Consider the following 15,967-nt stretch of genomic DNA (forward strand, 5'->3'; position numbering starts at 1 on the left):
AAACCAACGACGACGAATATGAAGACCAGACCCGCAGACTCTCGTTATGAATGAGGGAGCCTCGGGGGGCAGGTCACGGAAAACGCATCTTAGTGGTTTGGGATTGCGTTCGTGTAACGGATAAACACGCCAAAACAGACGTTTGCAAGTTTCGTAACAAAATCACTTTTACGTGGGCAAAATAAAAAGCAGATGTAAGGACTCGCTGTTCTAAAGCCGGCTTTGTCCGCATATCGGACGCATGCCCACGCAGAGATCAAGTAGTGTGGGAAGGCGGCTCAGGGCTCAAACTATCGTTCTATTAGAACGGCAGCGATCGCCGACATCAGACTTTTCTTGCGCATCTTCTACTAAAAACGAGTGAGCCACGACTTCAAGACCATCTGTTTCAATGGCTGAACTGGGTGCTATCTCCGACCATTCACTTTGATCGGCATCTAGTGGCTCTGAAGATACGATGATACCGTCACATCCCACCCGGTAATATAGACTTGGAGCAAATCGATCCGAGGCGTAGCGCGCTGCGAATAACTTCTTTCCGTTGGACCAGCACGCTGCGAACCTCATGAATGGGACCGCGCCGTTTTCTCTGGACAGGGCCTCCACATGCATCACAGCGCGTCCCATCGCACCTATTGGATCAGCGTCCAGACCCTCGCCATGAGCAATGAGGAATATTGCTTCGCTTTCGGTGGCACCAAAACGATGTGTGTAATGGCCAGCAGGGATCTTGCCGTCAAGTCTCTGACGGATCTGTTCGTGACCTCCCGCTTGGCCATTGTGCATGAAACACCAGTTATCCTTGCCAAATGGGTGGCAATTGTTACGAGACGTCGCCGTCCCCGTCGATGCTCGCACATGAGCCAGAAACAACCCGGATTGGGTGTGATGTGCAAGTTGCTTCAAATTCGCATCTGACCAAGCGGGATTGGTATCTTTGTAGAAGCAGGGTTCTTGCCTTTGAGGGTACCATGCCAGCCCAAATCCATCTGCGTTAATGGGCGTTTTTCCAATAAGCGCGTTTCGGCTTTGCTCGACCAGCGACTGTTCCTGGTTCAACACCAAATCGTCAAGGTATCTCGGGGTGCCTATCCAGGCTAGAAAACGGCACATATTGGCTCCCAAAATTAATCTTCAGAGAAGATACCTATTCACAAAGGTGCAATCACTACAGTTTTTTGCCAAAAGCGGGCTAACATTCTATCGAATGATAGTTAGATTCTACTTTCTGCCAATCAATTCTCCATCAAATATTTCATCGACCAATCATAGGTTCGCCTCAAATTCACCGCACCTAATAAGCATGGTTAAGAGCGTACCAACTACGTACATACAGTTACTGAGGGACTGGGGCGTATGCTTCGTCCTCCCTACTGCTTAACCTACTAGCACTGAATGTCCGGTATGTATGGGTTGCCGCCATTGGCTATGGTTAGTACGGCCCAAAGGAGACATCCATCTTCGTCGTCAGCGCCGCAGTGCAGCTTCACCAGACCGGCCATTCGCTGCAGTTGCAGAATCCAATTGTAGACGAACCTGACATTCGACGAGTTTGTGTGGTCGATTTTCAAGTATGCGTGTCAGCTAGGGAAGCATCATCCGCGACAGGCGTCCAGAAAGAGGGAAGAAGCAGGCCTGCAATGAGTGGTAAATGTCGGGCTTCCCATCAAAGATGGATGTCACGACATTCCCATTCTCATCTACCGCTGGAAACCAACCGCCATACTTATGATCCACGAACGTATCACTGGCATAGGTCCAGAGTTTCCTGTACCAAATCTCGTCTTCCGGCATTTTGTCCAGAGTAATCAGCGCGGCGACTGCTCCAATTGCTTCGGTGATCGGCCACCAAAACCGGGAGCCGTTGGCAGCCTGGCCATCAAAGTCCAGCGTGTAGGCCAATCCGCCACTGGGTAACCAGGCATCATTCAATGCCTGTTCAATCAAGCGGCGCGCTGTTTCGGGCGCATTGGATACCGGCCGACCCGACAAGTCCCAATGCTGAAGCTGAAGTCGGCCGAGTTCAAACGAATGACCAGGAGTCGTTCCGGCAGGCCTGAACATCGGGTTACCCGCATAGTCATGATCAATCTGCCATTCAGACGTGTAATGCTCAGGCAACCGCCAGTTTTCCCCAGTTGCGATCTTGTTGATGAAGAAGTCCAGAATGCGACCGGCGCGGGAGAGGTATATTTCATCTCCGAACGCCTCATAGGCAGACAGCATCGCTTCAACACCATGCATATTCGCATTCATTCCGCGATATGTGGAAAAAGGTGTCCAATCCCTATTCCACTCGTCGCAGAACAATCCCGCGTCTTCATCCCAGAAATGTTGATCCAAGACCTCGCGGGCATCGGCCATCAGGCGGTCTGCATCCGGGTGACCCGCCAACTTCGCGCTTGCAGAGGCAAGAAGAACAAAGACATGTCCGTAGGCGAGCTTGCGATCATCCTTGATCTGTTCACCCTCCAGCGCCCAGAGGTACCCGCCATGTTCCCGATCTTTGTGGTGGCTTTCGAGATATGCCATGCCGTGATCAATGATCCGTTCAGCGCCCTGAAAACCTGACAGATGGCCCAATGCATAAGAATGAATCAGACGGGTCGTCGTGTGCAATTCCTGCAGCTGGCCGGGCTGTGGAGTGCCATCGTGACCAAGGATAAAGAACCCGGGCCCGTTTCGGCAACTCGCGCTGAAGAACTCAAGCTGCCGCATCGCCTGATCCATCAACCAGTTACGGTGATTGGAGGTTTCAAGCCAAAACCCCGGTTCGGATTGCGCGCCGAGAGGCAGAGGTTGGTCTTTGATCATCTTTTTTATCCGGCGAGGGGTGTAATGTAGCGTGCGCCGCGGCCCGGCATCAACGCTCGCGCCGCATGCAGAATTGCGTTCGCGTCAATTCCATGCAGATGATAGGTGTCTTCCACTGTTGCAGCCTGTCCAAAATGCTCCACACCCAGAGATTTAGTGCGGTGCCCGTGCACGCCACCAAGCCAGCTGAGACCCGCCGGATGGCCATCGGCAACGGTCACCAACCCAGCGTCACGCGGCACATTGGCGAACAGTTTCTCGACATGTGAAAGCGCCGCGCTGTCACCACGTTGTCGGGCGCGCTCGGCAGCCTGCCATCCTGCATTCAACCGATCTGCGGATGTCACAGCCAATACGGCAACGTCCCGAACGTCATCAGATAGTAGTCCCGCGGCCTGAATTGCCTCGGGCGCAACAACACCTGTGTAGGCCAGCACCACCGCACTTGTTGCTGTTGGGGGTCTCATCCAGTACCCGCCCGCAATCACGCCTTGCACAAGGTCACCGGTCATTTCGCGCCCGATTTGTTCGTGCGGTACTGTGGATAGGCGCAGATACACAGATCCACCCTTTTCGTCGCGGAGCCAGTTTTGTTCAGCCTGTGGTACTGCGCCATCCCGTTGCATATATTCGAACCCCCAACGCATGATCACGTTCAGTTCGTCCGCAAAAGCAGGCTCGAATGTTGCAAGCCCATCCTGTGCCATACCGATCAAAGGAGTCGAAATGGATTGGTGTGCGCCACCCTCGTGGCTAAGCGATACGCCAGAGGGGGTCGCAGCCAACATGAAACGCGCATCCTGATAGCAGGCATAGTTCAGGGCATCGAGCCCGCGGCAAATAAACGGGTCATAGACTGTTCCGACTGGAAACAACCGCTCGCCAAACAATGAATGAGACAGCCCAAGTGCGCCCAGAAACGTGAACAGGTTGTTTTCAGCGATTCCAAGTTCGATGTGCCGCCCGTCCGAATGTCTGCGCCACTTTTGCGTCGAAGGGATTTCCTGATCGCGAAACAGATCGCTTTGCTCAGCTTTTGCAAACAGGCCCGTCTTGTTGATCCAAGGACCGAGGTTGGTCGAGACCGAAACATCGGGTGAGGTGGTGACAATCCGCTCGGCAAGGGCCGGAGCTTCACTGGCGATGGCCGACAAAATCTGCCCGAACGCTTCCTGAGTGGAGGCTACGTCCTTGACCCTTGGCCGGGCAACTTCATCAACCTTGATCGGGGTAGCTATATGGCGGCGACGCCCCTTGGCATTGAATGGGACATTGTTCAGAAACGCCCGAACGTCTTCTTGGTCAACACCGATGCCAGCAAAGCGTTCCCATTCATGGCCCGCATCTATCCCCAAATCATCGCGCAGACTTTCAATCTGCGCAGCCGTCATGATCCCGGCGTGATTGTCCTTGTGTCCCGCCAGTGGCAACCCATAACCTTTAACCGTGTAGCAGATGAAACAAACCGGGCGGTCGTGATCGATAGCCTTCATCGTCTCGGACATCAGCGCAGTATCATGCCCCGCCAAATTGCCCATCAATTGCGCAAGCGCGTCATCATCATGATCCGCCACCAGCGCCAACGCCTCGTTGGTGCCGGCGAAGTCCTGCTCCAGCTGTGCCCGCAATGCGGCACCACCTTTGAACGTCAAAGCCGAATAAAGAGCGTTTTCACAGCGATCGATCCAATCGCGCAAATACGCACCCCCAGGACGCTTGAAAGCGGCTTGCATGAGCGAGCCGTATTTCAGTTCAATCACCTCCCACCCGCAGGCGAGGAATATGTCCCGGAACCTTGCGTTCAGACCTTCGGTGACCACGCCATCAAGCGACTGTCGGTTATAGTCTATGACCCACCAGCAATTGCGCAGGTCGTGTTTGGCGCCTTCGAGAAGCGCCTCATAGATATTGCCTTCGTCCAGCTCAGCATCGCCAACCAACGCAATCATTCGGCCTTTGGGCTGGTTGAGCCATCCGTGACCGGCCAGGTAGTCCTGCGTCAGGCTGGCAAAAGCCGTCATCGCAACACCCATCCCAACGGACCCAGTCGAGAAATCGACATCATCCAAGTCTTTGGTGCGAGATGGATAGGGCTGTGCCCCTCCAAAGCCGCGGAAACCCTGCAACTGCTGCAGGCTCTGGTTTCCAAGAACATACTGGATCGCATGAAAGACCGGGCTCGCGTGTGGTTTGACAGCGACGCGGTCCTCGGGACGAAGAACATCAAAATAAAGCGCGTTCAGGATCGCATTCATCGAGGCCGAAGACGCCTGATGGCCACCCACCTTGATCCTGCCTTTGGCGCGGATGTTGTTGGCGTTGTGGATCATCCACGATGAAAGCCAGAGCGTCTTCTTCTCGAGCGCTGCCCGAATCTCCAATTCGTTCATCATCTCAGGCGACCCGTCGCAAAGCTGTGCCATCTTTGGCGAACAGATGCGCGTTCTCTGTCTGAATGCGCAGCCCAAGCCGTTCGCCAGGCTTTACTGGAATATTGCCATGCTTGCGCACCATCATTGATCCAATGCCCTCGACGTTGACATAGATGTTCGTGTCGGACCCCAGATGTTCAACAACATCAGCCACGGCCGAAAGATCACCGGTCCCGTTGTCCACGACATCGATATGCTCAGGCCTTACACCCAGCTCTTTCGCCTGCGCCGTACGCAGCTCATCCTGTAGTTTGATTTCAGTTCCATTCCCGGCGGTCACGCCCGTTTCAGTTCCGACGACGGGTACAACATTCATGGTGGGCGAACCAATGAACTGGGCAACAAATTTATTGGCCGGACGTTCATAGAGCTCTAAAGGGCTGCCGACCTGCTGGATATCCCCGCCGTTAAGAACAACGATCCGGTCCGCCAATGTCAGAGCCTCGACTTGATCGTGAGTCACGTAGATCATCGTTGCGCTGAGTTGTTGGTGCAGACGTGCAATCTCCAGCCGCATTTCAACACGCAGCGCAGCGTCGAGATTTGACAGAGGCTCGTCGAACAGGAAGGCCCGCGGGTCGCGGATAATGGCACGACCCATGGCGACCCGCTGGCGTTGACCACCAGATAGAGCTTTGGGCAAACGATCCGTCAGGTTGGTTAGACCCAGTGTCCGTGCCGCCTGTGCAACTTTGGACTTACGTTCTGCCACCGGGTCTTTGCGGATTTCCATCGAGAAACCCATGTTCCGCGCCACATCCATATGCGGGTAAAGCGCGTAGGATTGGAACACCATTGCAATGTCCCGATCTCTGGGGCGCACGTCGTTCATACGCTCGCCATCGATTAGAAACTCACCGCTTGATATCGGCTCAAGCCCCGCCACCATGCGCAGTAGCGTAGACTTGCCACAACCCGATGGCCCCACCAGAACAATGAACTCACCATCTTGGATTTCAAGGTCGATGTTGCGCAAGACCTCAACGGATCCATAACGTTTTGCAACGTCACGAAGTTCGATACGTGCCATGATCTGGCCTCCTATCCTTTAACTGCGCCGGACGTGAGGCCCTGCACGAGATAACGTTGAATGAAGATGAAAAAGAGACAGCTTGGGATCAGCGCCAGCACGCCGGCCGCCATCATTTGCCCCCAATCGACCGAGAATTTGGAAACAAACGTCAACAAGCCAACCGGGAAAGTCATCGCGTCGTTCTTCGAGATCAGCATCAGCGCAAACAGCAACTCTGACCAAGCTGCGGTAAAAACGAAACCAAGCGTGGCCCCGAGGCCCGGCAATGTCAGCGGGAAGACCACCTTGCACAGCGCCTGAAACCGCGAACAGCCATCCATCATCGCCGCGTCTTCCAGATCTTTGGGAATCCCATCAAAAAACGACTGCATCAGGAATGTTGCAAAAGGGATATTGAACGCGGTGTAGACAACAATCAGGCTGATCAGCGAATTCAACAGTCCCAGTTCGGCGACGATCTTGTAGATCGGTGCAATGATCATCAGCAGCGGGAACATCTGTGTGACCAGCATTATTGCGATGACGATCCGTTTGCCTTTGAACACAAATCGCGAAAAGGCATAGCCCGCCCCTGCCGCAAACAGCGTTGTAAAGAAGGCCGCCCCAAGGGATACAACCAGCGAGTTTCGAAAGTAGGCCACAAAATCAGTCTGGAAAATGACCGTCGTGAAGTTCGAGAACGTGACCTCGCTTGGAAACAGCCTTGTGCCTTCGGAATAGATCAACTCATCCGGCGTAAGCCCGATCTTGAGCAGCCAATAGAGCGGGAACAGCGCAAAGATCAGATAGAATGCGAGCGCTGCATACTTCCCTAAGACCATTGCAGGGTGGCGGTTTTGGGTGGCTGACATGGCCAACTCCTCAGATCTTGACCAGCTTCTTACGAAGCCAGAGCAGGATGACGGCATAGATCAGCAGAATGACCAACAACGCCACAGCGATGGTGGACGCGTAGCCAAAATCCAGCTTTCGGAAGGCGGTGGTGAAAATGTAGGTCGACAAGATTTGCGTTGAGTTGGCGGGGCCGCCACCAGTCATAACAAATATCAGGTCAGCGAAATTGGCGATCCAGATCGTGCGCAGCATAACCGTTATCGCAATCATCGGGGCGAGGAATGGCAACGTAATCTTGGTGAATGTCTGCCAGGGCGAAGCGCCATCGACTTCGGCAGCCTCATAGAGTTCACCGGGAATGCTCTGCAGGGCGGCCAGCAACGTTATGGCAAAGAACGGCACACCAAACCAGATATTCGCAGTGATAGGACCCCACATTGCAAGATCGGGATCGCCAAGAATGTTGTAGGGCTCTGACAGAATGCCAAGCGCGGCCAGCCAATGCGGCAACGGACCGATGACAGGGTTGAACAGCCACGCCCAAGTCAGGGCAGACAGAAATGTCGGGACGGCCCATGGTAGGAAAACGAGGGCCTGAAACAGCTTTTTGCCAAAGAACTGTGTGTTCAGAAGCATCGCAAGGCCAAGGCCGAGCAGGAACTGGAACGTAATCGACCAGAAAGTCCAGAACAGCGTGTTCTCCATTGCGATCCAAAACTTACGGTCGCTCCAGAGATCGACGTAGTTTTCGAACCCGATCCAGCCGGAGGCAAAAGGCTTCAGCAGCTCTATGGATTGGAACGAGTAGGAGATCCCGATGATCAGCGGAACCATAATCACTGCACCGATCAAGAGGATTGCCGGTGACAGATAGTAGAACGGCTCGACCATGTATTGCAGGTAAAGCGAGCGTCGTGCCCGGGTTTCCCCGGGCCTGACAGTTTTTTGAGCGCGAGCAATCACTGGTTTGCCTTCCATTTAGCGTGCTCGTCGGTGAGGAACTCTGCCCACTCATCCGCGACATCCTGCGCGCTGCGCTGCCCCAGCAAAGCTTCTTGGCTTGTTTCCAGCAGAAGCGTGCTGCCAAAGTAGCCCCACTGTTCAAGGTTGGTCGGCATTGTGGTCGGCACGTATTGTTCACCGTTCAGCTCTTCGAACCAACCTTTGAATTGCTCGGTCTGGAAATGCGGATCCTGATCGGCGCCTTTGTGGATCGGAATAACGCCAACCCGCTTGGCCCATGTCGCGTTGGCTTCTGGCGAGGACAGGGCTGCGACCAGATCAAAGGCTTCCTCTTCATGCTCGGTTGCATTGAAAATCGACCAACCCGCGAAGCCAATGGTTGGGAAGGCTTTGCCTGAAGGCCCAACCGGCATTGGAATGACCGCAAAGTCCTCTGCCGGCATCCGTTCGGCGATCGCGATCAGCGCATCGGGATCCTGGTCAAGGAATGCACAGGTGCCGGAATAAAAACCGGCCACGATTTCATTGAAGCCCCAGCTGACGCTGTCTTTAGGTGCATATCCGTTCTGATACATATCGATCATGAACTGGATGCCCTCGACCGAGCCGGGCTCGTTGATGCGGCTGACGCCGTCTTCGGTGAAGAATTCGTTGGTGCCGTTCATCGCTGCGGCGAACATGATCCAACCATTGGTGCCGCCGGGACCACCGCGCAAACAATACCCGTATTTGCCATCAAGCTCGGATACCGCAGCCGAGGCTGCCTTGAACTCTTCCATCGTGGATGGAGGAGCATCAACACCCGCTTCGGCCAGCAGTTTCTTGTTGTAGAACATTGCCCGCAGGTAGAAACCGTATGGGATCATATAAAGATCGCCCGCCTGACTGCCCATCGCGACGGTCTTGTCGGTCAGTGTTGCCCCATGGTCCCATCCGGCTACATGGTCTTTGAGGCTGACCAGTTGGTCGGATCCTGCATAGAGCGCTTGCCATGTGTCGGGCATTTCAACCACATCCGGGATGTCACCGCCCGCCACCATTGTAGCCAGTTTTTCAAATGCGCTGCCCCATGGCAGCGAGACGATCTCAACCGTGACGTCAGGATTATTGGCCTCAAACTCATTGACAATCCCCTGAAGCACCTCGGTACGCTCGGGGCTGGTGATTACCTCAACCAGTTTAAGTGTGGTTTCGGCATACGAGGCCGAGCCCATCAGCACGGCAGCAGCTGTCATTCCTGCTAATAGTTTTTTCATATTTTCCTCCAGTTGGTTTTGATTTCTGCGCAGGGGCGCATTCTAAGCGGTGCTTTTTGAGAGTGCTGATGTGAAATCGGCCCAGAGATCGTCAGCTGACTCGAGCCCAAGATTCAGGCGCACCAGATTGGGCGAGACGCCAAACTTCTGCATCGAGTTCTGTTCACCGGCCTGAGCAAGTCCGACACGCGCCGGCAGGATCAGACTTTCGAAGCCACCCCAACTCACGCCGAGGCGGAAAAAGTTCAATGCGTCGGAGAACTTTGCGATGTCGACACTGTCATCGAACTCGATCGACATAAGCCCAGACCGACCCGTCAATCCTGGAACGTCGTTTGCACCAGGTGAATTGACCTGCCGAACCTGTGAAATAGCGGACAGACGATCAACAAACATGTTGGCCGCCGCCTGATGCTGCATCATGCGCGCATGCAAAGTACGCAGGCCTCGTGTCAGCAGGAACGCTTCAAAAGGCGCCAGTTTCGCGCCGAGCAAAGGAAGGGTCAGATCACGGATGCGAGCGATATGGTCCAGGGAGGCGACCACCACGCCCGCAACCGTGTCCGAGTGCCCCGAGATGTATTTCGAGGCTGAGTGGATGACGATGTCTATGCCCAGTGTGAGGGGGCGTTGGAACACCGGACTGGCCCAGGAATTGTCGACCATCGTCAACACATTGTGACGTTTGGCGTGTTCGGCGACACGACGCAGGTCTATTGCTTCAAAGACTAACGATCCAGGGCTTTCCAGATAGGCCAGTGTCACATCAGCCAGCAACTCCGGGTCATCTACAAAACGTTCCGGCGCATGGTATTCAATATGCACGCCAAACGGGCGCAGCATACGTTCCAGAAACCGGAATGTATCCGGATAGACATGCTCGACGCAGGCGATCCGGTCTCCGGGTTTGACAAATGCCAATAGCGTTGAGGAAATGGCTGCCATCCCAGAAGCAAAACCGACCGCGGCTTCGCCTTGCTCGGCTTCAGCCACGAGCTTTTCAAACGCAGCGACAGTTGGGTTTTCCACGCGGGTGTAGATTGCAGAATCCGACCGGCCTGCCATCCTGTCTTCGAAACTTTGATAGCTATCGAAGGTAAACAGTGAGGTTTGGACGATCGGAGGTGTCACTGCCCCAGCAGAGTCGGGCAGTACCGCTGCTAGCAGGGTCGCGATGTCTCTATGATCAGACATTCTGGTTCTCCATGATCTGGAGAATTTCTGCTTCGACCATGTCCATGATTTCACCGACTATCCGCCCGGCTTCGTCGGCATTACCCGAGACAACCGCCTCAGCAAGCTTTGTGTGAATTGGGATTGTCGCCTGACCCAGATGCGGCTGACCGAACGGCGCTTCGTAAACCTCATTGAAGCCTTGCTGGATCTGACGGATCAATTGCCCGAACAGAGGATTTCCGCAAGCGTCGTGCAGTGATGAATGGAACCGGTAGTCAGCCTGACGCCAGTCTTCACCAGCGGCATGAGTGGCTATGAGCTCGGCAACACGGGCAGTAATCAACAGTCCTTGCGCCTCAGTGCAATTCAGTGCCGCCATCCTTGCCGCTTCGATTTCCAAGGGCCTGCGTACTGCGTGGGTTCGCAACAGGCTCTCTGCTTCAAGCTTCAACGTCAGAGGAAGATGAATCGCATTTGCCGACACTTCAGCCGCCAATCGAGTCCCCGCTTTTTTATTGCGCACAACGATGCCCATGTTCTGCCAACTCGTCAGGGCCTCGCGAACCTTTGCCCGACCAATTCCAAGGCGGCGTGCGATTTCTACTTCCGGCGGCAGACGGTCACCAACTTTCAAACCTTCCGCATCAATCATCTCGGAAAGCGCATCCAGAACATCCCGGCTGGTGCTGCCGTGAGGTAACTCTTTAAGCGAGTTGCCTGCCTCTTCGCTCTGTTCCTGGGGTGGCAAATTTTCTGTCACGTGTGGCCGCTCCGAATCAATGTTCTTCCAACACTACTGATAATGTCCGACAAAATATACTATAATGTCCGACATTATATGAAAGGGTCCTATCAACGGCTGCCAAAACAGTCTTGCTTGGATCAGAACTGAGGTAGAATGGCCTCAGACTGCACGCTTTTTTTGTTTTTGAAAGCTCAATCCCAAATTGGGAGAAATGGTGCGTCCAACTGTACGAAGCTCGTAGGTCGGCACCGCCAAGACCCGACATTCGCCAATTCGACGTGCGCGGCGATGCGGTTTCGCCAGTCCGAAGTTCACCGTAGCCAAAAAATCTGAGAGTGAGCGAATTCACACAAAGCGGGACAAACAAGCTGCTCGCGTTTCCAGAGGCAAAGTCGGCATGCAGCCCTATGCAGTTATCGACCATCTCGCAGCATTACGATCATGCTGCTTGTCAGAACTGCACCAAGCAACCATTGAATGCGCCGCCAACTAAAGGCGGAACAGGACAATCCTGGCCTGGGCCTGTACAGAGGAAGAAAGTGCGGATAGTTCAAGCTTTGCTCATGCTCGCAGCAAGAACAGAATGGCGACGCAGTGGAATTCGCTAATGCCGTTTGAGCCCGCGTATCGCGGCGCGCAGCAAAACACGTGAGTAGAGTTTGTGAAAACCCATCAGGGTGCGAAATACAAACCCTATTCCGCCTGCCTTTCCGGTTTGCGCGGGCTTCGGGACAATCGCAGATCCGAACCACAGCTTTGATGCCCCGCCCTGAGCCGGCTCAACCATCAGCCAGGTTCTTACCCGTCCCTTTTCCACCTTCATCAGCAACTCTTGCTGTGTACGCTGCACGGTTTTCCAGCAGGCTAGCTGGTCATTTTCCGCCAACGCCAGGGCGGCGACGTCTTTTGCGAACGATGGCTTGAAAGCAGCGAGTGCCAGCAACGCGCGCTCGATCCGGAAGACGGGTGAGTCAAACATCGCCATGATGTATTCGCTCAGCGATGGAACGAAACCCACGTGCGCCACAAATGCATCTGCGTGATAACCCGGCCTTTTTGCAAACTGATGCAATAGACTGCCTTCGGGAATGCTGTGTTCTTCAACCTGTCTCACTTGACCCACGTCCTTTTTAGATACGCTGCCACGAGACTGTCGAACGCGACACCCAGCTTTTTACCTTGCGCCGGCAGATCATTCTGCCAGAGCATCTGTGTCCCGACAAACGCTGCATACTCCAGTTCAGCCAGAACCCGCGCGCTTGCTGCCTCAATCGCGGCGGATTGCGCATGAAGGCTGGCTAGAAAGCCAATGCGCTTCTCATCTATCGCTGCAAGCTTGGTTCCGACCATCCGGTTCTGGTAGCCAAACAGGCGAATGGCGATTTCGATCCGATGATCCAGATCCATGAGCAGAATATTCAATTGCTCGGCCTGCGCCCCGGACGCGGCCATTACGTCGTCTGTGTGTGTCTTTTCCCAATAGGCGATCAGATCGGCTACAAATGCCGCGTGATCCTTGAAGTGAAAGTAGAACGCCCCTGTAGTGCGACCCTGTGCCTTGCACAGGTTTGCGAGTTTCACCCCATCCGGGCCAAGTTGGGTAAGCTGCTCCAGCCCGGCTTTCAGCCAGCCTTCTTTTGAAAACCGCACAGCCATTAGAAAAGGCTTCCCCAAAACCCAAAGATCGCAATGGGGACAAAAAGCCACCCTTGCGGCAGTTCGGTGAATGTTAGATCAGCCTTCGAAAACTGCAGCAGACCTATGCCCCAAAGGGCAAAGAGTGTGGCCATAATACTGCCCATAATGGCAAGATCATCGCTTCCGTCCCAAAGAGCGGGCCACAGGAACAGGAGGCTCATCAAACCAAGACTGATCGAGACAAGATGCCAGCAGTAATACGCCACGTATTTGGGCTGCTTTTCCAGATCGCCTGCAGCCAGCAACGGGCGCGCCACCTCAGGCCCGCCCATGAAAACGTGGATGAGGGTAATGATGGCGGACAGGCCGCCGGCTGCAAGAATGGGATATGCCATGGCAAACGCCTCTGAAATTCAACTTCGAACCTACATAACATAACTTATGTTTTGTTAGAAAGTGTAAATCTTCGTGTCAATATGGTAGGCTCAATGCGGCAGTCAGATAGCCAAACGACCAAAAAGTGTAGCATTTACAGTAAACGGCAACTCTCGCTCATCAAGTAACGGCCCATAGATGCCATTTGTCACTCTGACAATGTCGAAATGCAGCTTCTTCGAAGCAGACGCAGGAAAGCCGCATTGACTACGGAACCCGGGCGACCCACGATGCTGATATGGGTACTGCCAGAATGAGGAGTGCCAGCAACAAGAATGCGGTTGAGAGTGAGGAGGCATCCGAAATAAAGCCAATCATGGCAGGCCCCAGGAGAATTCCCGCATAACCGGTTGTTGTCACCGCAGCAATGGCGATGCCTGCTGGCATTACCTTCTGCCGACCCGCGGCGCTGAACAGTACTGGCACAAGGTTCGCTGCGCCCAGCCCGATCAGAACAAATCCAAAAAAAGCGGCTGGTACAAACGATGCGAATAAAACGGTCGTGATACCCGCCATTGTGATCAATCCGCCCAGAACGAGAGTTGCGAACCCACCGATCCTGCTGACCAGACGATCCCCGGTGAGACGGGCAGCAAGCATCGCAACTGAAAAAAGGATGTAACCGACACCGGCGTTTTCTGCGGAGGCGAGGTCTCTGTCGATGATCAGCAGCGCTCCCCAATCCAGTACCGCGCCTTCGACCAGAAAAATGATGCCTGCGAGAACCGCCAAAAGAAGAACGATGCCCCGAGGAAAGGCAGATGGTTCGGGCTCATTCCCCGCTACCCTCAGAAACCTGGGTCGGGCAGCCAACATTGCGACGAGCGCGGTTGCGGCGCCAAATGCCGCGCAGATGGTCGTCGGCACGGAAAAGGACAAGAACACCGTAATCAATCCGGCCCCAAAGAAGCCGCCGATGCTCCAGTGTGCGTGGAAGTTCGACATCAGCGGCCGTTTCTCCTGGCCTTCAACTTCTGCTCCATGGACATTCATGGCCACATCGATCGTCCCAAGGAACGCGCCAAAAACAAAGAGCCCGGCCCCCAGCGCCCAGGGTGTCCCCGCCAGTGCCAAAAGAGGCAGCATAGCGGTCAACCCAAAACCACCCAGAAGGATCAAAGGCCGCGCCCCTCGACGTGCTGCCATCACGCCGGTAGCAGGCATCGCGATAATCGAGCCGAGCCCGAAGCAGAGCAGCAATATCCCAAACTCCGCATTGTCGGCCCCGACATTCGCCTTGAAGAAGGGAAACAAAGGTGCGCAGCAGGCCATTGCAAAGCCTGCCGCAAAAAATGCAAGGCGTGTCGCCAGACGCGCTGGAGCTGTCCCTGAGAAATTCGGTGTGGTGGGAAGGGTTGCCGGATTTCCGCTGTCTGTTGTAGATGTCATGTATTCAGGACCAGTCTCGTAGTGGTGAGCCGCAAGGTGCTGGCAGCATCAGGAGCAGCATCAGAGACAATCGCGTCGATCTCTGCCAGAGCAAGCGTGTGATGGCGAGCTCGTCGCCCGATTTTCGTACTTTCTGTGACGACGATTGTACGGGCGGCCGCATTGTGCATCGCGCGTTTCATCTGCGCTTCGTCATGGTCGTCGGAACTCAGGCCAAATTCCCGATCGAGTCCGCAGGCTCCCAAAACGGCGATGTCCGCTGAGACGCCTGCAACGCGATCCAATGCGTTTTCGCCGGTTGCGATCCCGCCCTGCGGGCGCAGAGTGCCACCGAGCAAGAAGACGGCGATCCCATTGTTTTGGCAGGCAATAGCGACCCACGGCGATGGCGTGATCACCATTCGTCGGTCCTGTGCAGGCAGGTTTTCCACGAAGCCCAACACCGTGCTCCCCCCGTCCAAAAGGAGCGTTTGCGCATTACCAATTTCCCGCACAGCTGCTTTGATCATGCCCGGATTTACCGGGGCACCTTCCGCAAGCCGAGTGTGCAAGGGCGCTGCGGGTGGCGCGACCGGGATGGCTCCGCCGCGCACGCGCTGCGCCTTGCCGCTTGCCTCTAGCGCGAGAATGTCGCGACGGATCGTATCAACCGATACCCTGTATTCATGCGCTGCGTCGGCGGCCACGATTTGGTGACCATCGCTCAAACGCGCGGCAAGCTCCGCCTGTCTTGTGTCTGGTATATTCAGTTCCATGCAAATTACCGCAAAACATTGCATGAAGCTGCATAATGTGATCCTCTGATTTAGTCAACATGCTAGCTGGATAAGGTAATCGGAAATGAAACTGACGCATTTGGCAGTTTGGACTCGGGATCTGGAAGAGGCGGCTGCATTCTGGCGAGACTATTTTGATGCGGAGGTCGCTGAGCGCTACGACAGCTACAACAGGTCAGGCTTCGCCTCGCGTTTCGTACGGATCCCAGGCAACGATACGTGTATTGAGATCATGGAAGGCCCTTGGGTCACTCCACATCCCGGCGAAGCTTGCGGGTGGGCGCATATCGCGTTTTCTGTCGGCACAAATGAACGGGTCGACGCAATTGCAGATCGATTTCGCCTTGACGGGTTGCTTGTGTCCGAACCACGGCGAACGGGAGATGGCTACTACGAAGCCGTCGTTCGCTCACCTGACGGCACATTGATAGAAATCGTTGAGTAGACCGCCCTTTCGTGTGCACGGCCAAATCCTT

The 15,967-nt window shown here is 54.8% G+C and carries 15 protein-coding genes; 1 reads left to right on the forward strand and 14 read right to left on the reverse strand.

All coding sequences use genetic code 11. The features are described from left to right. Positions 1 to 285 precede the first annotated feature (285 nt). The 14 genes from Q0816_RS20565 to Q0816_RS20630 all read right to left on the reverse strand — a co-directional run bounded on the left by Q0816_RS20565 (position 286) and on the right by Q0816_RS20630 (position 15,470). A complete protein-coding gene (locus tag Q0816_RS20565; protein ID WP_298854308.1) occupies positions 286 to 1,062 on the reverse strand; it encodes a class II glutamine amidotransferase in 777 nt (258 codons plus the stop codon). Between the two features lie 522 nt (positions 1,063 to 1,584). Further along, positions 1,585 to 2,814: an AGE family epimerase/isomerase gene (locus Q0816_RS20570; protein ID WP_298854160.1), complete on the reverse strand. Its 1,230-nt coding sequence runs from the start codon at positions 2,812 to 2,814 to the stop codon at positions 1,585 to 1,587. Positions 2,815 to 2,819: 5 nt separating this feature from the next. Next, on the reverse strand, positions 2,820 to 5,207 hold the full coding sequence (locus Q0816_RS20575; RefSeq protein ID WP_298854162.1) for a transketolase: 2,388 nt from the start codon (positions 5,205 to 5,207) through the stop codon (positions 2,820 to 2,822). 1 nt (position 5,208) lies between these two features. Further along, positions 5,209 to 6,276: an ABC transporter ATP-binding protein gene (locus Q0816_RS20580; RefSeq protein WP_298854164.1), complete on the reverse strand. Its 1,068-nt coding sequence runs from the start codon at positions 6,274 to 6,276 to the stop codon at positions 5,209 to 5,211. Between the two features lie 11 nt (positions 6,277 to 6,287). Beyond that, entirely contained in the window at positions 6,288 to 7,130 is an 843-nt protein-coding gene (locus tag Q0816_RS20585; RefSeq protein WP_298854166.1) for a carbohydrate ABC transporter permease, read from the reverse strand. Between the two features lie 10 nt (positions 7,131 to 7,140). Beyond that, positions 7,141 to 8,091: a carbohydrate ABC transporter permease gene (locus Q0816_RS20590; protein ID WP_298854168.1), complete on the reverse strand. Its 951-nt coding sequence runs from the start codon at positions 8,089 to 8,091 to the stop codon at positions 7,141 to 7,143. Further along, the gene (locus Q0816_RS20595) at positions 8,073 to 9,332 is read right to left on the reverse strand and encodes a sugar ABC transporter substrate-binding protein (protein WP_298854170.1); all 1,260 of its coding nucleotides are present in this window, start codon (positions 9,330 to 9,332) and stop codon (positions 8,073 to 8,075) included. Before Q0816_RS20595 ends, Q0816_RS20590 begins: the two co-directional genes overlap by 19 nt. 42 nt (positions 9,333 to 9,374) lie before the next feature. Further along, the gene (locus Q0816_RS20600) at positions 9,375 to 10,526 is read right to left on the reverse strand and encodes a PLP-dependent transferase (protein WP_298854172.1); all 1,152 of its coding nucleotides are present in this window, start codon (positions 10,524 to 10,526) and stop codon (positions 9,375 to 9,377) included. Further along, positions 10,519 to 11,268 (reverse strand): FadR/GntR family transcriptional regulator, encoded by a 750-nt coding sequence (locus Q0816_RS20605; protein WP_298854174.1) that lies wholly within the window; start codon positions 11,266 to 11,268, stop codon positions 10,519 to 10,521. The genes Q0816_RS20600 and Q0816_RS20605 overlap by 8 nt, the downstream gene beginning before the upstream one ends. A 589-nt stretch (positions 11,269 to 11,857) precedes the next feature. Next, positions 11,858 to 12,367 carry a hypothetical protein gene (locus tag Q0816_RS20610; RefSeq protein WP_298854176.1) on the reverse strand — a complete coding sequence of 170 codons (510 nt, stop codon included), beginning with the start codon at positions 12,365 to 12,367 and terminating at the stop codon, positions 11,858 to 11,860. Beyond that, positions 12,364 to 12,909 (reverse strand): TetR/AcrR family transcriptional regulator, encoded by a 546-nt coding sequence (locus Q0816_RS20615; protein ID WP_298854179.1) that lies wholly within the window; start codon positions 12,907 to 12,909, stop codon positions 12,364 to 12,366. Before Q0816_RS20615 ends, Q0816_RS20610 begins: the two co-directional genes overlap by 4 nt. Next, the gene (locus tag Q0816_RS20620; protein WP_298854181.1) at positions 12,909 to 13,286 is read right to left on the reverse strand and encodes a hypothetical protein; all 378 of its coding nucleotides are present in this window, start codon (positions 13,284 to 13,286) and stop codon (positions 12,909 to 12,911) included. The genes Q0816_RS20615 and Q0816_RS20620 overlap by 1 nt, the downstream gene beginning before the upstream one ends. A 247-nt stretch (positions 13,287 to 13,533) precedes the next feature. Then, positions 13,534 to 14,715 carry an MFS transporter gene (locus tag Q0816_RS20625; RefSeq protein WP_298854183.1) on the reverse strand — a complete coding sequence of 394 codons (1,182 nt, stop codon included), beginning with the start codon at positions 14,713 to 14,715 and terminating at the stop codon, positions 13,534 to 13,536. After that, positions 14,712 to 15,470 carry a DeoR/GlpR family DNA-binding transcription regulator gene (locus Q0816_RS20630; protein ID WP_298854184.1) on the reverse strand — a complete coding sequence of 253 codons (759 nt, stop codon included), beginning with the start codon at positions 15,468 to 15,470 and terminating at the stop codon, positions 14,712 to 14,714. The genes Q0816_RS20625 and Q0816_RS20630 overlap by 4 nt, the downstream gene beginning before the upstream one ends. 85 nt (positions 15,471 to 15,555) lie before the next feature. Here Q0816_RS20630 and Q0816_RS20635 point away from each other — a divergent pair, with 85 nt between their 5' ends. Beyond that, on the forward strand, positions 15,556 to 15,936 hold the full coding sequence (locus Q0816_RS20635; protein ID WP_298854186.1) for a VOC family protein: 381 nt from the start codon (positions 15,556 to 15,558) through the stop codon (positions 15,934 to 15,936). Positions 15,937 to 15,967 lie beyond the last annotated feature (31 nt).

Origin of the sequence: uncultured Ruegeria sp. (assembly GCF_947497005.1) — a bacterium.
Taxonomy (GTDB): Bacteria; Pseudomonadota; Alphaproteobacteria; order Rhodobacterales; family Rhodobacteraceae; genus Ruegeria.